The following is an 18,699-nucleotide window of genomic DNA, read 5'->3' as shown; positions in this document are numbered from 1 at the left end:
TACGCAATGGTTCGATGAGGCGGGTATACCCGATTGACCGGCTCATCCCATCAAATCAAAAACGCACCCAACGGCACCAAAAGCGTCAACGCTACCGTCCACTTCAAAAGATCCTTGAACGTCCGGTCATCCCCATGCAACTCCGCCAGAACAAGTCCGCCGCCCAGATGAAACGGACTCGCGGTAATCACGACGATGCTCGTCGCGGACAGCGCCAACTGGATCGACGCCAGCAACGCGGACGGTTCGTTTGCCAGCGAGTGCGTCACCACCGGAATGACAAGCCCCAGCACGACCACCGACGAAGCCTCGAAATTCGCCATCAACGTGCCGAGGTACGTCATGCCCACGCGTACCAACGATTGTTGCTCCAGACTTTGCAGCAACTCACCGGTCGCCTTCAATACGCCGACGTTTTCGAGCATGCCGATATAAATCAGAATGCCCGAGATCATCACGACCATGCTCCACGGCAGATCGGCGATGACCTTGCGCGGGTCCGCCCGAACCGCCATGTTGAGCAGAATGCCCATTGAAAACGCGCTCAGACCGACATCGTGGCGCGTCAGCACCAACGCCATAAAGCCAAGCAACGCGGCGAGCGCGGCCCGTTGCTGCCAGGTCAACGCGAGTCGCGACGAGCCCACTCCTGAAGCACATTCTGAAGGGGCATTGCGTCTTCTACCGCGCCCGATCAGTTCCGCGCCGCCGAACGCGAAGAACGCCAGCAGCGCGAACGTGAAATTGATCGCGAGCTGACAGAAGAAAAAGTGCATGGGAAGCAGCGTCACGCCGCCCTTGGCCGCTTGCGCGACGACCACCTTGGCCCACGGATTCAACGGCGACAATCCGCCGATACACCCGCCCTGAATGGTCACGATGCCCATCAGCGCCGGGCGGATTTTCTCGCGCCGCGCAATCTCCAGGGCGACCGGCAACGTGATGACGAGCGCGGCGATCGGCAACGCGCCCAGCGCGCAGATAAAGGCGGTGAGGGCGCACGTCGTCCACGGCAGCAGCCACGGCCGTCCGCGAGACATCGCGGCAGCCTGATGCACGATCAGTTCCGCAAGCCCGCTATCGCGCACGAGATTCCACAAGTACATCACGCCGAGAATCAGCATGACGAGATCGGTCGGGAAGGACGTGAATATCCGCTTTTGCGGAACGCCCGCGAGCACCGCCAGCAAGAAGCTTGCAGGAATGGCAACCAGCCCGAGGTTGATGCCGCGCCACAGGCTGATCGCAAACACGACCACCAGCAGGACAAGCGCAACGATATGGATGTTGGTCATACCGGTGTCTCCCCTTGGTTTGTTTTTCGTCGCGTGAACAGTCAGCGCATTGAAGCGCATGCGGATTCACGCCAGCGGGAACGAACTACTGCGATGTTCTTGGCCAGACATGTGGCCCAGATGTTGTATTAGCTTGTATCAATACATTGTGAGGCATGCTATCGCCATGCTTCCGCGCATGTCAACTAGTGGAATCGCCAACACCGTCCGACCGACGCCCGGTGCGAAACGACGGATCGACGCGTGTTGACATCGGCGAAACGGATCGCTACTATCCGCCTATCTTGTCTTAATACAAGATAAGACAAGAAAAACGTAGTTCCGCGACGATATCCGTAGGGAGATTGCGAATGCTGCTCAACGATGAAGAGACCGCCATGCTTGATGGCGAGCGAGGCAAGGTCCTGCAAATGGCCATGCGCCATCAGGTGCAGGTCGGCGAATTCTTCGGTGCGCGTGATTTCGTGCCCGTCACGCAGGCGCACATCATGGCCGATACCGAAAGTCTCGGTCAGGCGGGCGTCATGTGGCTGGAGCGGCTTTCCGAATTCAGCGATGGCCGCCACACCGTGCGTATTCCGACCATTACCGATCCGCGTGGCACCGATTTTTCGAAAGCCAGCGATCTCGGTCAGCGCGACTGGATGCTCGAACTCGAACGCCGCACGATACACGCGTTCGAGCGGCTCGGCGTCAGCATGACTGATACCTGCATCAACTATCAGACCGTGCTTGCTGCCACGCGCGGCGAACACGTCGCGTTCGGCGATACCGGCGTCGTGATCTATTCGAACTCGGTAAGCGGCGCGCGCACGAATTTCGAAGGCGGTCCGTCGGCATTGTCCGCGGGTCTCACCGGACGCACGCCGCGTTATGGCTTTCATCTCGATGAGAAACGCCGCGCGACGAAGCGCTTTCGCGTCGGCTTCACGCCCCGCACGCTCAACGAATGGGGCGCGCTCGGTGGCGTGATCGGCCGTCTTGCGGGCAATTACTGGGAAGTGCCGGTGATCGAAGGCATCGAGGCCGCGCCGACATCGGACGATCTGAAACACTTCGGCGCGGCGATGGCGAGTTTCGGATCGATCGCGCTGTTTCATATCGTCGGCATTACGCCGGAAGCGTCGCGGCTCGACGATGTCGGCGGCGATATGTTGCCGGTGCATCATCGCATCGGACGCGCGGAAATCGAAGCGCTCACCGCGAGTTACGCGGTTGCGAAGCAAGTGGATGTCGTGGTGTTTTCCGCGCCTCAACTGAGCCTTTACGAGTTGCGCGCGCTCGCTGAAATCTGCGATGGCCGCACCTTCAAGGTGCCGATGCTCGCCATCACGAGCCCGCAAGTCGCGCCCGATGCCGAGCGATTCGGCTATACGCGCCGCATCGAAAAGGCGGGTGGCACGGTGCTCGCGGGCATGTGCTTTTATCAGTCGTATGCGCGCGAGATGTCCGAGGCGAAGGGCTGGAAAACGCTCGCCACCAACAGCGCCAAGCTCGTCAATATTCTCGGCGGATACGGCTACACACCGATGCTCGCATCGATGCAGGCATGCGTCGATGCAGCCGTGACAGGAGAACTCGCATGAACGAAATCGTGCTTACCGCGCGTCACGCGCTCGGCAATAGAGTGTCGGCAGAGGCGCTGGTTGCCAGCGATGGCTTCTCGGCCCGTTACGATCTTAACCGTCTGGAAGGCGTTTTCTCGCGGCCGTCACACAAGCTCGTGGGGCAGTCATACATCGGCCGCGTGCTGGTGCTCGATACCGCGAAAGGCGGCGTGGCCAGCGCGTGGATGCTGCACGAGATGCAGTCGCGCAACATGGCGCCGGTGGCGATCGTGTTCAACACGGTGAACCCGATTCTCGCGCAAGGCGCGGCGCTCGGCGATATCTCGATGCTCGCGGGTTTCGATTGCGACGTGACGGCGGTCGTGCCGCATGGCGCGCTCGTCGAGATCGATCCTGCGACGAAGACGCTGCGGGTGTTGCGTGCGGCAGCGGGCGAACCTGCTTCGGCCACGTTCGCGCAAGGGCAGCAGGGCACGTCGACGGTGCATGTGAAGCCTGCGCATCGTTAAACGCGCAAGCATCGCACGGTCACTCCGCGTGATCGTGCGATGCCGCGCCGTTCACGTTCTTGATGGATGAACCGACCGGCAATGGTCCTTGCACGCTCAGCGTAAATTCGTAGTTCTCGGGACGAATATGAAACGATGTGCGTTCCAGCAGCATGCCGTTTCCATCGAACGATTCGCGGTCCATCACGAGCAATGCGGCACGCGGAGACAGCCCGAGCGCGCGCCCGACCGACGTGCCCGCCGAGCACGCACGAATGCGAATCTGTGCCTTGGCAACAGGCATCGCCAGTAGATTTTCGAGCAGCACGTAGATGGGATTGCGGTTCACCTGTTCCCACGTAAGCCCGCTTGCCTGCGGTGGCAGATACGACACGACGAGCGCAATCGGCTCGCCATCGACGAGATAGAGCCGCTTGAGCCGGAAGCAGTCGCTTTCGCCTCCATCTTCGCCGAATGCTTGCCGCAAAGGTTCCGGCGTCGTCACGGGACCGAACTCCAGCAACTTCGTTTTCGGTTCGACGCCTTGCGCGACGAGGGCATCGTAGAAGCCGCGCATCGGCTTCAGATCATGTACGAACTTGTTGCGCGAGACGAAGGTGCCCTTGCCTTGCTTGCTGACGACATACCCGTCCGCAAGCAATTGCGCGATGGCCTGGCGCACGGTCACGCGACTCACATCGAAACGTTGCGTCAACTCGCTTTCGGCGGGGAGTTTGCTGTCGGTCGCGAAGGTGCCCGCGTCGATTTCGGCGCGCAGGCGTTCGGCGATCTGCATGTAAAGCGCGGTTGCGCTCTCTCGGTTGAGCAGCGGTTCGTTAGTCGATTTGGAGCGCTTCGGAGCGGCGGTGCGTTTGCTGGAATTGCCTTCCATGGATTGCCTTTGAGGTAGCGTCGTTCGCCCGTGACAAGACACGTGACGCACATGTATTCTGATAATAAGACATGCTCATACAAGTTGCAATTGCTAGGGCTTTCCACGGCTGACGCATCGCGACGGAATCCGTAAACTCTCGCGCTACGCCCAGATCGGCATAAGGCAGCGCGATCATGACTCTTCAACAGTTGGAGACCTTCTTCTGGACCGTCAAGCTCGGCAGCTTTGCTGCTGCCGCCGAGCGCCTGTACGCGACGCAATCCGCGGTGTCCATGCGCATGCGCGAACTCGAACGCACGCTGGGCGTCGAGTTGTTCGACCGCACGCATCGTACTGCGCGGCTCACGCCGAAGGGCCGCGAACTCATGGACTACGCGAGCCGCATTCTCGACCTTTCGACGGAACTGGAACATCGGATCGGTGCGCCCGAAGCGGTGTCGGGCACGGTGCGCTTCGGCGTCGCGGAAGTCGTCACGACGACATGGCTGCCGCGTCTCATCACGGTGATCGCGGAACGCTATCCGAATGTGCGTCTGGAAATCGAAGAAGCGTTGACCGCTGAGTTAATGGCGAGCCTGCATCAGGCCGAACTGGAACTCGTGCTCGCGCCGGGGCACACGCGCACGCCGGAGTTATCGACACTCTCGCTCGGCACCGTGGATTTTCAGTGGATGGCGAGTCCCGCACTGGGTCTCGCCGCGCGCACGTACAAGCCGCATGAACTGGCCGATTACCCAATCATCGGCATGAAGCAATCGTCGTTTCATTATGCGGCGCTGGAGGACTGGTTTCTCACCGAACACGTGCGATGCCGCTATCTCGCGCGCTGCAAGAGCGTGGCCGTGGCGGCGTCGATGACGATAGCGGGCATGGGCGTGTCGTATCTGCCGGTGCGCTCCTATATGCAGGAAATCGAGCGGAACGAACTCGCGATCGTGCATGTGGAAAATCCGTTGGAGCCGGTGGAATTCATCGCGGCATGTCCCGCCGGACATTCGTATTCGCTCGCTCGAGCGATTGCCGAACTGGCCCGCGAAGTCAGCGATTTCGAGCGCGTAAAGGCCGCCTGATTCATCGCGATGGATGGTGCGTTGCGTCATGACACATCAACTTTCCTGATGTTTTTTCGCGCAAATTACTCGTTTGAGTTCATGCGCCCTCGCGCCTAACCTTTCTTCAAGCACAGCGTGCGTCCCACACGACTCGCACTGACTGTTGCTGCGAGACAAGGAGGAAGACACATGGAAGCGGTCCTCATGCGCGAGGAGGCCGTCGCTCGTCCCGACGACGAGCGGCAGAAGAAACTGCACGTCACGCTGAAGTCCATCACGTCGCTCGCCGAGGACATCAACGCATTCGAATTCGTGAGCGCCGATGGCAGGCCATTGCCCGCGTTCACGGCCGGTTCGCACGTCGACGTGCATCTTCCCGATGCCACCATTCGACAATATTCGCTCTGCAATTCGCCCGATGAACGGCATCGCTATGTGGTCGCCGTGCTGCGCGATCCGGCGGGGCGCGGCGGTTCGGTCGCGATGCACGACACCTTGCGCGCGGGCCAGAAGCTCTTTATTTCAGCGCCGCGCAATCACTTCGCGTTATCGGATTCGGCGCGCAGACATGTGTTTATCGCGGGTGGAATCGGCATTACGCCGATCATGGCGATGATCGCTGAAGCGCAAAAGCGCAACGAACCGTTCCATCTTTTCTATTGCGCGCGCACCTCGCAACGTGCCGCGTTTCTCGATCGGCTGAAGGCGCTCGTCGACCGCGGCGATGTCTCGCTGCACTTCGATAACGGCGATCCGCGCAACGGACTCGATCTCGCATCGACGCTCGAGAACTACGTCGCCGATACGCATCTCTACTATTGCGGCCCCGGCCGTTTCATGGACGCGATCGAAGCCGCCAGCGCGCATTGGCCCGCAGGCACGCGTCATTGCGAACGCTTTACTGCAAGCGAGCTCATCAAGACAACCGAAGCTGAAGCCGCCTTCGACATAGAACTGCGGCGCTCGCAAAAAACCCTGACGGTGCCGCCGGGCGAATCCATCGTCGATGTCATGCGCGCCAACGGCATCGAAGTCGATACGTCGTGTTGCGAAGGCTATTGCGGCACGTGCATGACGCGCTATCTCGCGGGCGAACCGCTGCATCGCGACAGCGTGCTCGACGACGAGGACCGCGAGGAATTCGTCATGATCTGCTGCTCGCGTTCGAAGTCGACGAAGCTGGTGCTCGATTTATAAAACGCCTTGCTTCAGGCTGTTCAATAAAGAAAACGCGGAGTGAATGGCTCCGCTCAACTCAACGTTTCCCACTCGTCAAGAAGAGGATGCGCGTCATGAGCACATTCGAATACGTGAAAGACTGCTGGTACCCGATCGGCTTTTCTTCGGAGTTTGCTGTCGGCGAATTGCAGGGACACAAGATCGTCAATCGGCCCATTGTGATGTGGCGTGCCGAGAGCGGCGAAGTCGTCGCGTTCGACGATCGCTGCTGTCACAAGCGCTTTCCGCTTTCGCAAAGCAAGCTGCTCGATAACGGTCAGCTCGAATGCGCGTATCACGGCTTGTGCTACGACACGGCGGGCCAATGCGTGGCGATACCCTCCGCACCCGACAAGCCGATTCCGCCGCAAGCGCGCTTAAGCGTCGTGCCCGTGCGCGAACAGGACGGCGTGGTCTGGATCTGGCCGGGCAACGTCACGGCTTCGCAGCGCTGCGATCCGCCGCGCACGCCCGAGGTCACGGATGCGGAGACCCTGTCGATCGGTTCGCCCGAACCGCTTCACGTGCCCGCGAATTATCTGCTGCTGATCGAAAATCTGCTGGACATCACACACTTTTATCCGCTGCACGACGGCAATATCGGCGATAAGGAAAACAGCAGGATTCCGGTGGATCTCGAGGAAGGCGACAGCGAAGGCTATACGTTCGTGCGTACGACACGCCACGTTCACGGCTACCGCCAGCCGCCGTATCTGAAGGAATGGTTTCTGTACGACGAAGTGGAGCGCGTGCACACGCATTGCATGGTCACGCCAGGACTCACGCGCGTGGTGATGCGCGTCGCGCCTGAAGGCGAACTCGGCACGGATAAAGAACGCGGCTATACGCTCTTGCATCTCCACCTGCCGGTCGATGAACGCAATCTCGTGTGGCGCTGGAATGTGTCGTGCAAGAACTGGCACACCACGTTGAGCGATGCAAACATGCCCACCGCGAAGAAGGTCGCGGAAATGTTCCCGGCGGTCGTCGCGCAGGATCAATGGGCGCTGGAGCGCCAGCAACGCATGATGGAGTATCCGGACGATGGCTATTCCGAACTCTTTCTCAAGACCGACAAGGCATTGCGCCGCGCTCGCCAGATTCTCGTGAGTCTGCAACGCAAGGAGCGCGAGCTTCAGATCACATCGGCGGGACAGAATGCGCCCGCGAAGGAATCCGCGATGGCGTAAATCCTCGAGGTCACTGCCGCCTTTACCCGCCATGGAGCGTGAAAGGCCTGCAAACAAGGTTTCATACGAGAACATCGACCCTGGTTCAGGAGACATACGATGGAAACCCACGATTCCCCGCCGCTCGCTGTGAGGCCTCAAGCCGTCCCCGATCATCCGAACGAAGGCAAGTCCCTGTTGCAGCGCGCGGTGTCGTCGTGCGTATATCTGTTCGAACGCGTGATGCCGGACCCGTTCGTCATCGTCATTTTGCTCACGGTGATGGTCGCGTGTCTCGCGCTCGTCTTTGCACCGAAGGGCACGCCCGAAGTGATTCTGACCGGCTGGTACAAAGGTATCTTCGGCATCTTCACGTTCGCGTTTCAGATGGTGCTCGTGCTCGTCACAGGCTATGCGCTCGCGAGCGCGTCGCTCATCAAGGCAGCCTTGCGCAGCGTGAGCAAGCTCGCGGTGGGGCCGGCTTCCGCCGTGCTGCTCGTGTTCAGTGTCGGGGCTGTCGCGACGTTCCTGAACTGGGGTTTCGGCCTCGTCGTCGGCGCGCTGTTGTCGAAGCAGGTCGCGCGGCAAGTGCGCGTGGATTTCGCGTGGCTCGTGGCTGCAGCGTATAGCTCGTGGGTGCTGTGGGCGTTCACGGGCATGTCGAGTTCGATCGCGCTGTCGATTGCATCGCCGGGCAATCCGCTCAATATCGTCGAGCAGCATACGCATTCGGCCGTGCCGCTCGCGCATACGGTGTTCGCGGGATGGAACCTGCTCGCGGGCGTTGCTGCAATGGTGCTGATTCCGGTCGTGTTCATCCTCATGCGACCCGCCGATAAAGACGTGATCGCCGCCGACGTCGCGTTGCTCGAAGCAGAGGATAAAAACGTCGACGACGAGACCGGCGATTCACGCGCCCACACCTTCGCGGGCCTGCTCGAACGCTCCCGCATCTGCGCACTGGTCTTCGTGCTCGCGGGCGCGGGCTATCTCGCGATGCAGTGGACGCGTCACGGCGTGAGCCTCGACATCAACACGGTCATCTTCATCTTTTTGCTCGCGGGGTTGTGTCTGCACGGCAGTCCGCGCCGCTATGTCGGCGCGGTGACGGAGGCCGCAAAAGTCACGGGGCCGATGCTGCTGCAATATCCGTTCTACGGCGGAATCATGGGCATCATGAGCGCGACCGCACTCGATGAAACCGTCGCGCATGCCTACATTCACGTTGCTTCGAGCACGACGTTGCCATTTCTGAGCTATCTGGCATCGGGCGTGATCACGCTATTCATTCCGAGCGGCGGCGGTCACTGGGCCGTGCAAGGGCCGTTCACGATTCCCGCCGCCATGCAGCTCGGCGCGTCGTTGCCGGGCACGTCGATGGCGATTGCTGCCGGCGAAATGGCCGGCAGCCTGTTGCAGCCGTTCTGGGCGATTCCGGTTGTCGCGATTGCGGGCGTCGGCGTGCAGCGCGTGCTTGGCTTCACGCTCGTCATCTTCCTGACGGCGGGGTCGCTGCTCGGCTTCGTGTATTTGTTCGTCGTGCCGGTTTGGGCGGGCACGTAGTCAAGGCGCTCTGACTCACCAAAGCGATGCCCGCGCGATTCCCCTTCGCGCGGGCATTGGCTCATTTGAAATATGAACGCTACGCCGCCCACAAGTTCGGCACGACGTTCGATGAAAACCCCGACACGAATTCCTTCGCGCGACCGGTCGCGCGGTCATAAACGTGACGCCGCACGCGTCCGATATTGCCGCCATATACGTGGATGCTGATCGACACGCGATCGTCGTACACGTTGCGCACCTGATGCACGTCGCCGACCGTCGGCGACACGCAATCGATATCACCCGCTTTCAAAACGCTCGTCTCGCTGACGTGCAGCGGCGCGCCCGGTTCGCGCGCCTCGAATCGCGTCGATTCCTCCGCCCCGCGCAGCATGCCGATCATGCCCCATACGGTGTGATCGTGAATCGGCGTTTTCTGGCCCGGGCCCCACACGAAACTCACGACAGAAAAGCGCATCTTCGGATCGCAGTGCAGCAAGTACTGCTGGTAATACTCCGGATGCGGCGCCGCGAACGCTTCCGGCAACCAGTCGTCCTTGTCGAGCAGCCGCGACATGGGCGCGTGCAGGGCATCGAGCACGGCGGCTTCGGGTACGCCGTCATGCACGATATCGGTGAGCTCGCTCACGAAATCGCGCAAACGCGCAATGCTCATGCTGGTCTCCTTGTCTGTCTGGCGGGACTGCGCCGTGCGCTGAGCGCCGCCAGTTCCTCGATGATCACTTCGCCGAAGCGCGCCACGCAGCCCGCTGAGCGGCCGAGATTCTCGGGATGCACGCACCAGATATGCGGACGCGGCGTGAAGTCCGAGAGTTCGATGCGCTGCAATTGCGGTGCGTACTGACTCGCGTCCAGCATGCTTTCCGGCACGAAGCTCAAGCCCGCGCCGCTCGCGACGAGTCCCAGCTTCTGCTCAGTGCCGAAGGTCGAAATCTTCACGGAAAACGGCAGGCCTTGTTCGCTGAACGCGCGGCGCAGAATGTCGCGAAAACCGCAGCCTTCCGGATTGAGAATCCACTCCATGCCGTGCAATTCCGCGAGCCGTCTGCGCCCGGAGATCGTGCCCTTTTGCGCGACGACGACCATCGGCAAGACGCCGATCGACGCCGCCGAAAAACCCGCCTCGAAGCGCGTGTTTTCGGGCAGCACGGCGATGGCGGCATCGACGGCGCTTTCACGCAGACGCGCGATGACTTCGGTGCTCCAGCCCGACGCCACTTCGATCTGCATGTGCGGATATTCGCGGCGCAGTTCGGGCACGGCATCGAGCAGCGCCAGTTCCGCGAGCACTTCCGCGACGCCCAGACGCATGCGGCCCGAGGGCGCGCAATCTTCGCGCACGAGTTCATCAATCAGCTCGATATCGCGCACGACATTCACGCACAGTTCGTAGACGCGCCGGCCGATCTGCGTGGGCCGGCTCGGCTTCACGTTGCGGTCGAGCAGCACGACGCCCAAGTCCTTCTCCAGACTTTGCACTCGCCGAGTGATGGCGGGCTGACGCGTGAGCAGCGCCTCGGCGGCTCCCGTGATCGACGCGTTTCGTACCACCGCGACGAACGCATGGATGTCTTCCAGTTTCATCTATTCGCCCTCGATGACCCATGCGCAGTTCCGATTCGAGCATAGGCCAGTTTTTCGTAAATATCCATTATCGGAATTTCGAAGTGAATTTTTATCTGCTCTTTGCATAATGTCTCGTGACGGTGTGTCTGCGGTCATCCTGCAACTCGCGCGGAATCGCGTGCCGTTTGAATCGCGCAACCGATGAGGTCGTCGATGAACAACACTTTGATCAAAGGGCTCTGCCTGCTGGAAGTGCTCGCGCGGCGCGGCGAGCCGATGGGCGTGAGCGAACTGGCGAGCGCGGCGGGGATGCCGAAGAGCGGCGTGCATCGTCTGCTGCAGGCGCTCGTCGACGAGCGTTACGTCGAGCAGAGCTGCACGGGGCGGTATCGCGTGTCGATCAAGCTGTGGGAAGTGGCGTCGGCGGCGCTGCCGGGTTTCGATCTGCGCCGGCACGCCGAAAGTGTGATGCATACGCTTCTCGAAGACACCGGCGAAAGCGTGCATCTGTCCGTGCTCGATCAGCGCGATGTCGTCTACGTGCACAAGCTCGAAGCCGCGACGAATCCGGTGCGCGCGTATAGCCAGATCGGCGGGCGCGTGCCGGCGCATTGCGTTGCAACAGGCAAAGCGATGATGGCGTTTCGCGGGCCGCGCTGGCTTTCGATCACCGCCGGGCATCTCGCGCCCGCCACGGCGAATACCATCGTCGAGCCGCGCGCGTTTCTCGCGGAGATGGCGCAGATTCGCGCGCGCGGCTACGCGCGAAACGGCGGCGAATGGCGGCTCGGCATCAACGGCCTGGCCGCGCCGATCTTCGACGATGCGGGCACGGTCGTCGGCGCGATCGGCATTTCGGGACCGGCGTCGCGGCTCGACGGTCCGCGCCGCGACGCGCTCATCGCACAGGTGCTCGACGCGGGTCAGACGTTATCGACGATGTCCGGCACGGTCTCGCCGCATGCGTTGCTGTTGAGCGTCACGAATCACTGGAACGACGTGAGCGCAGCGCCCGCGCCTTCCTACGCAGCTCGCGACGCGCGGCATCAACCCGAATTCGAACTCGCGGGACATTGAGCCGCGGTTCAACCAAATGGAACGCTCGCTCTCCCCGATGTCCCGCCCCTAACATCGTCTCCAGTTGCACGGTTTCAACCATGCGCCCTCGCCGGGAGGGCGAGGCCAACTGTCAAAAGGAGAACACCCATGTTCCTCAACTGGAGTGAGTTGCTCGGCACCCTGAAGCGTTCGTCCGGCCTCATCGGCAACAGCAATCCGAAGATGCTGGAGGCGTATCGCAGTGTCGCGGCGGCGCAAGGCTCGAACGGCGCGCTCGATGCGAAAACGCGCGAGCTGATCGCGATCGCCGTGGCCGTGACGACGCGCTGCGATGGCTGCATTAGTTCGCATGTGTCGGCGGCCATCCAGGCAGGCGCGACCGAAGCCGAAGTGTCGGATGCGTGCGGCACGGCCATCGCGCTGAATGCGGGCGCGGCCTACGTGTATTCGCTCCACGCGATGGAAGCGATGCAAGGCCTCAAGTAAGCCTCGCTGTGGGCGGCCGTCTGCAAGGTGATGAATCGTGCCGAACGGCGCGAGGATGCGCGCTTTCTCAACACGGGCGATCGCGCGCGTCATCAGGTGGAATTGCGCGATCTGCTCGAAGCCGAATTCGCCGCTCACGATGCCCCGCACTGGCTCGACGCCTTTCGCGGCGCGGGCGTGCCGTGCGCGCCGATCAACACGTACTCGCAAGTGCTTGCCGACACGCAGCTCGAACACATGGGCTGGGTGCAGCCGCTCACGCTGCCCAATGGCGTTCAGACGCGCACGTTCGCGTCGCCGATTCGCGTGAACGGGCGCAATCTGCCGGTGCGAAGCGCGCCGCCCGCGCTCGGCGAGCACACGGAGGAACTCACGGCGGCGCTACGCGTGACGCGGTGAAGGAGATCACGGTGGACGACGACGCACGGCAGGGACGGGATATCGAAGTGACGCGGCTCCTGGCGGAGCACGCCGTGCGGCTCGTTCATGCCGATGTGCCGCCCGCCGTGGTCGACGAAGCCAAACGCGCGCTCGTCGACTATCAGGGCGTGGCGTTGGCGGGCAGCCGCGAGCCGTTGATCGGCAAGCTGAAGCGCGTCTATGCCGTGCGTGGCGGCGCGCCAGAAGCGCGGCTCATCGGCGAGGATCGCAAGACGGATGCATTGACCGCCGCGTTCATCAATTGCGCGTCGGGCCATGCGCTCGATTTCGACGATACGCACGCCGACTTCTTCTATCACGGTTCCGTGCCGGTGGCGGCGGCCGTGTGGTCGGTAGGCGAGATGCTGCGCGCGAGCGGGCGCGACGTGCTGCTCGCGTTCGTCGCCGGATGGGATGTGGGCGCGCGTATCGCTCGCGCGCTCAATCCGTCGATCTACGATCAGGGCTGGCAGAACACGCCGACGAGCGGCACCTTCGCGGCCACGGTCGCGGCAGGCAAGCTGCTGCGCCTCGATGCCGATCAGATGCGTCACGCGCTCGGCATGGCGGCGTCGCAGGCGAGCGGCTCGCGCCAGAATCACGGTTCGATGGGCAAGCCGTTTCAGGTTGGCAAGGCAGCCATGAACGGCGTGCTCGCCGCATTGGCCGCTCGCGAGGGCGTGACGAGCTCGATGGTCGCAATCGAAGCGCCGCTCGGCTTCGCGATGCTCACCGCGCGCACGTTCGACCTGCGGCGCGCGGTCGACGGGCTCGGCGACCGCTTCGAGCTTCAGCGCAACATGTACAAGCCGTATGCGTGTTGCCTGCCGCATCACGCGGCAATCGACGCGATGTTCGCACTGCGCCACGAGCATGGCGTTATGCCGGAACACGTCGAGCGCATCGTGTGCCAAATGCCGGCGGGCACGCTCGACGCATCGACGAGCATCGACGAACCTTCGACCGGTCTGCAAGGCAAGTTCAGCGCGCGGCATTCGGCGGCGGTCGCGCTCACCGACGATGCAGCGGGCCTCGCGCAATACACCGACGAACGCGTGCGCGATGCGCGTCTCGCGCCGCTGCGCCGGGCGATCGATTTCGTCGCGGACAAGACGCTCGAACGCGGCCAATGCATCGCCGAGGCAAAACTTCGGGATGGCTCGACCGTGAGCGTTCGTGTCGACCATCCGCGCGGACAGTTGGCCAATCCGCTCTCCGATGAAGAGCTCGTGCGCAAGTTCTGCGCGAACGTCGGCGGCATTCTGGACGCAGGCCGGCAAACACGCGCATTACAACGGCTGTGGGCGCTCGAAACCGCCGACGATATCGCGGAGGTCGCCGACATGCTGTGACGCGTCAAGCACCATGAGCGATAGACGCATCCATAAAACAGCGCGCGAAACCTGACCGAGACATGGAGACGAACATGAACGGACAAGCAACAGCCGATGCCAGCCGCCCGGGCTTTCTGAGCGGATACCGGCGTGACTACTACGGCGGCGCGCTGATGTGTCTGATCGGCGCGGGCGCGGTCACGCAAGGCCTCAACTACCACTTCGGCAGCCTCACACACATGGGGCCGGGCTTCTTTCCGACGTGCCTCGGCGCGATTCTGATTCTGCTGGGTTTAGGCATTGCGGGCACGGCGAGACGCCCTTCGGCGCGGCCGCTCAAGCACGAAGGCATGCAGCACGACGACACCGGTCCCGAATGGCGCGGCTGGTTCTGCATCGTCGCGAGCATCGTGGCGTTCGTCGTGCTCGGCAAATGGGGCGGTCTCTTGCCGGCATCGTTCGCGGTGACATTCATCTCCGCATTCGGTGATCGCGACAACACCTGGAAGAGCGCGCTTGCGCTGGCGGTGGTTATCACGCTCGTGTCCGTGGTCGTTTTCTGGTGGGCGCTGCAATTGCAGTTTCCGCTTCTCACGTGGGGCCGCACATGATCGGACATTCCCTGGCTGACCTGTGGCAGGGCTTCGGCGTCGCGCTCGAATGGCACAACCTCATGTGGTCGTTCTTCGGCGTGATGGTGGGCAATCTCATCGGCGTGTTGCCGGGCATGGGACCGCTCTCGGCGATCTCCATTCTGCTGCCGCTCACTTATACGATGCATCCCGTCGCCGCGATTCTGATGCTCGCGGGCATCTTTTACGGCTCGCAATATGGCGGCGCGATCGGCGCGATTCTGCTGAATCTGCCGTGTCACCCGCCGCACGCGGTCACCTGTCTCGACGGTTATCCGATGACACGCGCGGGCAAGGGCGGCACCGCGCTCGGCATTACGATGATCGCGTCGTTCTTCGCGGCATCGGTGGGCATCATCGTGATGATTTTTGCGTCGCCGTTGCTCGTGTCGATCGCGTTCAAGTTCGGTCCCGCCGAGCTGTTCTCGATCATGTTGCTCGGGCTGATCGCAGGCGGCACGATGTCGAGCGGTTCGCCGCTCAAAGGCGTCTCGATGACCGTGATCGGTTTGCTCGCAGGCGTGGTCGGCACGGACGTCAACACCGGCGTGATGCGCTTCACCTTCGGCTTCACCGAACTCGCGGATGGCGTGCAGCTCGTCGCGCTTGCGCTCGGTCTTTTCGGCGTGACGGAATTTTTGCGCAATGTGAACCGCATGCACGCGGTGGGCAGCGGCGTGAAAGTGAGCCTGCGCGACATGCGGCCGAGCATCAAGGAACTGAAACAGGCGTTCTGGCCGATCGTGCGCGGCACGTCGGTTGGCACATTATTCGGCGCGATGCCGGGTACGGGGCCGACTATCACGACGTTCATCGCCTACGCGCTGGAAAAGAAGATATCGCGCAATCCCGAGCGCTTCGGCACGGGCGCGCTCGAAGGCGTGGCATCGCCGGAAGCGTCGTCGCATTCCAAGACGCAAGTCGACTTCATTCCGACGATGAGTCTCGGCATTCCCGGCGATCCCGTCATGGCGCTGATTCTCGGCGCGCTGCTGATTCAGGGCATTCAGCCGGGGCCACAGCTCATCAGCCAGCACGCGGATATTTTCTGGGGCTTGATCGCGAGTTTCTGGGTGGGCAACGTGCTGCTCGTGTTGCTCAACGTGCCGCTCATTTCGATCTGGGTGAAGGTGTTGCAAGTGCCGTATCGCTTTCTTTATCCGGCGGCGCTGTTCTTTATCGCGGTTGGCGTGTACAGCACGAATAACAGCTTGTTCGAAGTGTCCGAAGTGCTCGTGTTCGGTCTGATCGGCGCGGTGTTCGTCGCGCTGAATTTTCCGGTCGCGCCGATTCTGCTCGGCTACGTGCTCGGGCCGATGGTCGAGGAAAACTTCCGGCGCGCGCTGTTGCTCTCGCATGGCGATCTGACGGTGTTCGTCACGCAGCCGATCAGCGCGTGTTTCATGGCTGTTTCCGCGTTGCTGATCGTGCTGCAAGCGTTCTTCGCCTTGCGCGCGACGTTGAGAAAGCGAAACGGCATGAAGTCCGACGTGCTGCCGCACGTGCCGACGATGAACGACGTGCAACGCGACGACGGCTGCGAACCGCCGCTCGCGCGCGCGGATCAACGTTAAACGACAGAGGAGGATTCACGCGTGAAGATCGATCGACGGATGCTGATGATCGCCGCACTTGCCGGGCTGGTTAGCGCCCGCACGCATGCCGACGATGCCGGCATCGCGCATTATCCCGATCATCCGATTCGTATCGTCGTCGGCTATCCGCCGGGCGGCGGCGCGGACATCATGGCGCGGCTATTGCAAAAGCAACTGTCGCTTGCGTTCAAGCAATCGGTGATCGTGGAGAACCGGCCGGGCGCGGGACAGAATATCGCGGACACGTATGTCGCGCGCGCCGATCCGGACGGTTATACGCTGCTCGTCGCGTCGTCGGCGCTGGCGGTCAATCCGAGCCTCTTTCCGAAGCTCAGCCAGAATCCGCTTGCCGCGTATGCGCCGATTGCCGTGTTCGCGCAAAGTCCGAATCTGCTGGTCGTGAATCCGAAGCTGCCGGTCAACTCGGTCGCCGAACTGATCGCGTATGAAAAGAAGAAAGCCGATGGCGGCAACTTCTCGTCATCGGGCAATGGCGGCACGCAACATCTGTCGGGCGAATTGTTCAAGATGCGCGCGGGCGTGAAGAGTACGCACATTCCGTATAAGGGCAGCGCGCCTTCGGTTGCCGCCGTCATCAGCGGCGAAGTGGACTACAGCTTCGTCAACATTCCGAGTGCGAAGCCGCTCGTGCTGTCGCATCAGTTGAAGGCGCTCGCGGTGACGAGTGCGCAGCGTTCGCCCCTTCTTCCCGACGTGCCGACGATGACGCAAGCCGGCATCAGCGACATGAACGTGGCCGCATGGTATGGCCTGCTCGCGCCCGCGGGCACGCCCGCGCCGATCGTCGCGAAGCTCAATGCAGCCGTGAATCAGGCGGTTGGCAACGATCCGCTCAAGTCGCAGCTCGTCAATCTGGGCTCGGACCCGACGGTCCAATCGCCCGCGTGGTTCAAGCAGTATCTGACCGACGACACGCGTCGCTGGGCCGACACCATCAAGGCCGCCGGCATCCAGCCGCAATAGTTCCGCCGCAATCGTTCCGGGAGATTTCATGTCCGTTTTCACATCGAAAGTCGTGCGCAATCTGTTCGGCACCGACGCCATGCGTACGATCTTTTCCGACGACACACGCATCGCCAATTATCTGAAAGTGGAGATCGCGCTCGCGAAAGTCGAGGCCCAGCTCGGCGTGATTCCCGAGGCCGCGTATCGCGATATCGCGGCGAAAGCGCCATCGTTCGACATCGACTGGGAACGCTTTCGCATCGATGTCGAAGCGGTCGGTTATCCGGTGATGCCCTTCGTCGAACAGCTTGCCGAACATTGCGGCGCGGCGGGCGAATATCTGCATTGGGGATCGACCACGCGCGATATCACCGATACCTCGTTCATCATGCAAGTGCGCGACGCGCTCGCGGTCATTGAAACCGATCTGCACACAGTGCGCCGCACACTGCGCGAAATGACGGCGCGGCATCGCTCGACGCTGATGATCGCGCGCACGCACGGCAAGCATGCGTTGCCGTCGACGTTCGGGTTTCGCTGCGCGGTCTGGTATAGCGAGGTCGAGCGTCAGTGCAAGCGTATCGCCGCGTTGCGCGCGGACACGCTCGCGGGGCAGTTCGGCGGCGCGATCGGCACGTTCGCGGCGGTCGGTCCGCGCGGCATCGACGTGCAACGCGCCTTGATGAACGAACTCGGTCTGCAAGCGCCGGAGATCGCGTGGTTCGCGTCGCGCGATCGCGTGGCGCAAGTGGTGTTCGGCATTGCATCGATCGCGCAGTCGATGGCGAGCATCGCGAAGACGCTCGCCATCATGACCCGCGATGAAGTGGGCGAGGCGTCCGAAGGCGGCGGTGAAAGCCGTGGCACCAGTTCCGCGATGCCGCACAAGCACAACACGGTCGTGCCGGAACTCGTGATCGTGCACGGCAAGATGGCGGCGCAGCAGATACCGGTCGTGATGGAATCGATGGTGCAGGACTTCGAACGCGACTGGCAAGGGCACTTCGAAACCATCGCGGTGCCGCAGATTTTTCAGCACGCGCACGCGGCGGTCACGCAGATGAACGTCGTGCTGTCCGGTCTCGTGTTGCACACGGAACGCATGCGCGCGAACCTCGCGGTGACCAACGGCCAGGTGATGGCCGAGAGCGTGATGATGGCGCTCGCGCCGAAGATCGGCCGCAAGAACGCGCATCACATGATCTCGCGTTTATGCAGCACGGCGCTCAAGGAAGGCCGCGCGCTGGGCGACGTGCTGCGCGCGGATGCCGAAACCATGCAACATCTCGACGAGCGCGAACTTTCGCATGCGCTCGATCCGCGCAATTACATCGGTCTTGCCGAGCAAGCCGTCGATAACGTGCTCGCAGCGCATGCGCACTGAGGGCAT

General features: G+C 62.2%; 18 protein-coding genes. 14 read left to right on the top strand and 4 right to left on the bottom strand.

Annotated features, from left to right (window positions below):
* Positions 1 to 50 precede the first annotated feature (50 nt).
* A complete protein-coding gene (locus tag AWB83_RS12775) occupies positions 51 to 1,355 on the bottom strand; it encodes an SLC13 family permease (RefSeq protein ID WP_208636748.1) in 1,305 nt (434 codons plus the stop codon).
* A gap of 290 nt (positions 1,356 to 1,645) precedes the next feature.
* Here AWB83_RS12775 and AWB83_RS12770 point away from each other — a divergent pair, with 290 nt between their 5' ends.
* Both AWB83_RS12770 and AWB83_RS12765 read left to right on the top strand, forming a co-directional pair.
* On the top strand, positions 1,646 to 2,881 hold the full coding sequence (locus tag AWB83_RS12770) for an aconitase X (protein ID WP_087045763.1): 1,236 nt from the start codon (positions 1,646 to 1,648) through the stop codon (positions 2,879 to 2,881).
* The gene (locus AWB83_RS12765) at positions 2,878 to 3,372 is read left to right on the top strand and encodes an aconitase X swivel domain-containing protein (protein ID WP_087045761.1); all 495 of its coding nucleotides are present in this window, start codon (positions 2,878 to 2,880) and stop codon (positions 3,370 to 3,372) included. The genes AWB83_RS12770 and AWB83_RS12765 overlap by 4 nt, the downstream gene beginning before the upstream one ends.
* 19 nt (positions 3,373 to 3,391) lie before the next feature.
* On the opposite strand, the gene AWB83_RS12760 is transcribed toward AWB83_RS12765, so the two are convergent.
* Positions 3,392 to 4,147: a GntR family transcriptional regulator gene (locus AWB83_RS12760; RefSeq protein ID WP_159463047.1), complete on the bottom strand. Its 756-nt coding sequence runs from the start codon at positions 4,145 to 4,147 to the stop codon at positions 3,392 to 3,394.
* Between the two features lie 272 nt (positions 4,148 to 4,419).
* Here AWB83_RS12760 and AWB83_RS12755 point away from each other — a divergent pair, with 272 nt between their 5' ends.
* The 4 genes from AWB83_RS12755 to AWB83_RS12740 all read left to right on the top strand — a co-directional run bounded on the left by AWB83_RS12755 (position 4,420) and on the right by AWB83_RS12740 (position 9,248).
* Positions 4,420 to 5,316 (top strand): LysR family transcriptional regulator, encoded by an 897-nt coding sequence (locus AWB83_RS12755; RefSeq protein ID WP_087045757.1) that lies wholly within the window; start codon positions 4,420 to 4,422, stop codon positions 5,314 to 5,316.
* Positions 5,317 to 5,487: 171 nt separating this feature from the next.
* A complete protein-coding gene (locus AWB83_RS12750; RefSeq protein WP_244197703.1) occupies positions 5,488 to 6,495 on the top strand; it encodes a PDR/VanB family oxidoreductase in 1,008 nt (335 codons plus the stop codon).
* Between the two features lie 95 nt (positions 6,496 to 6,590).
* Positions 6,591 to 7,706 carry a Rieske 2Fe-2S domain-containing protein gene (locus AWB83_RS12745; protein ID WP_087045929.1) on the top strand — a complete coding sequence of 372 codons (1,116 nt, stop codon included), beginning with the start codon at positions 6,591 to 6,593 and terminating at the stop codon, positions 7,704 to 7,706.
* 99 nt (positions 7,707 to 7,805) lie between these two features.
* Positions 7,806 to 9,248: a short-chain fatty acid transporter gene (locus AWB83_RS12740; protein ID WP_087045755.1), complete on the top strand. Its 1,443-nt coding sequence runs from the start codon at positions 7,806 to 7,808 to the stop codon at positions 9,246 to 9,248.
* 79 nt (positions 9,249 to 9,327) lie between these two features.
* Here AWB83_RS12740 and AWB83_RS12735 read toward each other — a convergent pair whose 3' ends face one another.
* Both AWB83_RS12735 and AWB83_RS12730 read right to left on the bottom strand, forming a co-directional pair.
* The gene (locus AWB83_RS12735) at positions 9,328 to 9,906 is read right to left on the bottom strand and encodes a cysteine dioxygenase family protein (RefSeq protein ID WP_087045753.1); all 579 of its coding nucleotides are present in this window, start codon (positions 9,904 to 9,906) and stop codon (positions 9,328 to 9,330) included.
* Entirely contained in the window at positions 9,903 to 10,835 is a 933-nt protein-coding gene (locus tag AWB83_RS12730) for a LysR family transcriptional regulator (protein ID WP_087045751.1), read from the bottom strand. The genes AWB83_RS12735 and AWB83_RS12730 overlap by 4 nt, the downstream gene beginning before the upstream one ends.
* 195 nt (positions 10,836 to 11,030) lie before the next feature.
* On the opposite strand from AWB83_RS12730, the gene AWB83_RS12725 reads away from it, so the two are divergent.
* The 8 genes from AWB83_RS12725 (at position 11,031) to AWB83_RS12690 (ending at position 18,693) form a co-directional block, all read left to right on the top strand.
* Positions 11,031 to 11,894: an IclR family transcriptional regulator gene (locus tag AWB83_RS12725; RefSeq protein WP_159463046.1), complete on the top strand. Its 864-nt coding sequence runs from the start codon at positions 11,031 to 11,033 to the stop codon at positions 11,892 to 11,894.
* A gap of 129 nt (positions 11,895 to 12,023) precedes the next feature.
* Positions 12,024 to 12,362: a carboxymuconolactone decarboxylase family protein gene (locus AWB83_RS12720; protein ID WP_087045746.1), complete on the top strand. Its 339-nt coding sequence runs from the start codon at positions 12,024 to 12,026 to the stop codon at positions 12,360 to 12,362.
* Positions 12,363 to 12,368: 6 nt separating this feature from the next.
* The gene (locus tag AWB83_RS12715; RefSeq protein WP_374729109.1) at positions 12,369 to 12,761 is read left to right on the top strand and encodes a CoA transferase; all 393 of its coding nucleotides are present in this window, start codon (positions 12,369 to 12,371) and stop codon (positions 12,759 to 12,761) included.
* A gap of 11 nt (positions 12,762 to 12,772) precedes the next feature.
* Entirely contained in the window at positions 12,773 to 14,134 is a 1,362-nt protein-coding gene (locus tag AWB83_RS12710) for an MmgE/PrpD family protein (protein ID WP_159463045.1), read from the top strand.
* A 74-nt stretch (positions 14,135 to 14,208) separates the two neighbouring features.
* Positions 14,209 to 14,727 (top strand): tripartite tricarboxylate transporter TctB family protein, encoded by a 519-nt coding sequence (locus AWB83_RS12705; protein WP_087045927.1) that lies wholly within the window; start codon positions 14,209 to 14,211, stop codon positions 14,725 to 14,727.
* Positions 14,724 to 16,322 carry a tripartite tricarboxylate transporter permease gene (locus AWB83_RS12700; RefSeq protein ID WP_087045740.1) on the top strand — a complete coding sequence of 533 codons (1,599 nt, stop codon included), beginning with the start codon at positions 14,724 to 14,726 and terminating at the stop codon, positions 16,320 to 16,322. The genes AWB83_RS12705 and AWB83_RS12700 overlap by 4 nt, the downstream gene beginning before the upstream one ends.
* Before the next feature lie 21 nt (positions 16,323 to 16,343).
* On the top strand, positions 16,344 to 17,327 hold the full coding sequence (locus AWB83_RS12695; RefSeq protein ID WP_143750045.1) for a tripartite tricarboxylate transporter substrate binding protein: 984 nt from the start codon (positions 16,344 to 16,346) through the stop codon (positions 17,325 to 17,327).
* A gap of 28 nt (positions 17,328 to 17,355) precedes the next feature.
* Positions 17,356 to 18,693 carry a class-II fumarase/aspartase family protein gene (locus tag AWB83_RS12690; protein WP_087045737.1) on the top strand — a complete coding sequence of 446 codons (1,338 nt, stop codon included), beginning with the start codon at positions 17,356 to 17,358 and terminating at the stop codon, positions 18,691 to 18,693.
* Positions 18,694 to 18,699: the final 6 nt, after the last annotated feature.

It is taken from the genome of Caballeronia ptereochthonis (assembly GCF_001545075.1).
Classification (GTDB): Bacteria; Pseudomonadota; Gammaproteobacteria; order Burkholderiales; family Burkholderiaceae; genus Caballeronia; species Caballeronia ptereochthonis.
The sequence above is the reverse complement of the archived record's forward strand: the minus strand, read 5'-3'. Positions and strand labels throughout refer to the sequence as shown.

What these genes read in the sequence shown, in the direction of transcription:
- AWB83_RS12775 (WP_208636748.1), bottom strand. Translation starts at nt 1,355, where the DNA reads ATGCGCTTCAATGCGCTGACTGTTCACGCGACGAAAAACAAACCAAGG.
- AWB83_RS12770 (WP_087045763.1), top strand. Translation starts at nt 1,646, where the DNA reads ATGCTGCTCAACGATGAAGAGACCGCCATGCTTGATGGCGAGCGAGGC.
- AWB83_RS12765 (WP_087045761.1), top strand. Translation starts at nt 2,878, where the DNA reads ATGAACGAAATCGTGCTTACCGCGCGTCACGCGCTCGGCAATAGAGTG.
- AWB83_RS12760 (WP_159463047.1), bottom strand. Translation starts at nt 4,147, where the DNA reads ATGCAGATCGCCGAACGCCTGCGCGCCGAAATCGACGCGGGCACCTTC.
- AWB83_RS12755 (WP_087045757.1), top strand. Translation starts at nt 4,420, where the DNA reads ATGACTCTTCAACAGTTGGAGACCTTCTTCTGGACCGTCAAGCTCGGC.
- AWB83_RS12750 (WP_244197703.1), top strand. Translation starts at nt 5,488, where the DNA reads ATGGAAGCGGTCCTCATGCGCGAGGAGGCCGTCGCTCGTCCCGACGAC.
- AWB83_RS12745 (WP_087045929.1), top strand. Translation starts at nt 6,591, where the DNA reads ATGAGCACATTCGAATACGTGAAAGACTGCTGGTACCCGATCGGCTTT.
- AWB83_RS12740 (WP_087045755.1), top strand. Translation starts at nt 7,806, where the DNA reads ATGGAAACCCACGATTCCCCGCCGCTCGCTGTGAGGCCTCAAGCCGTC.
- AWB83_RS12735 (WP_087045753.1), bottom strand. Translation starts at nt 9,906, where the DNA reads ATGAGCATTGCGCGTTTGCGCGATTTCGTGAGCGAGCTCACCGATATC.
- AWB83_RS12730 (WP_087045751.1), bottom strand. Translation starts at nt 10,835, where the DNA reads ATGAAACTGGAAGACATCCATGCGTTCGTCGCGGTGGTACGAAACGCG.
- AWB83_RS12725 (WP_159463046.1), top strand. Translation starts at nt 11,031, where the DNA reads ATGAACAACACTTTGATCAAAGGGCTCTGCCTGCTGGAAGTGCTCGCG.
- AWB83_RS12720 (WP_087045746.1), top strand. Translation starts at nt 12,024, where the DNA reads ATGTTCCTCAACTGGAGTGAGTTGCTCGGCACCCTGAAGCGTTCGTCC.
- AWB83_RS12705 (WP_087045927.1), top strand. Translation starts at nt 14,209, where the DNA reads ATGAACGGACAAGCAACAGCCGATGCCAGCCGCCCGGGCTTTCTGAGC.
- AWB83_RS12700 (WP_087045740.1), top strand. Translation starts at nt 14,724, where the DNA reads ATGATCGGACATTCCCTGGCTGACCTGTGGCAGGGCTTCGGCGTCGCG.
- AWB83_RS12690 (WP_087045737.1), top strand. Translation starts at nt 17,356, where the DNA reads ATGTCCGTTTTCACATCGAAAGTCGTGCGCAATCTGTTCGGCACCGAC.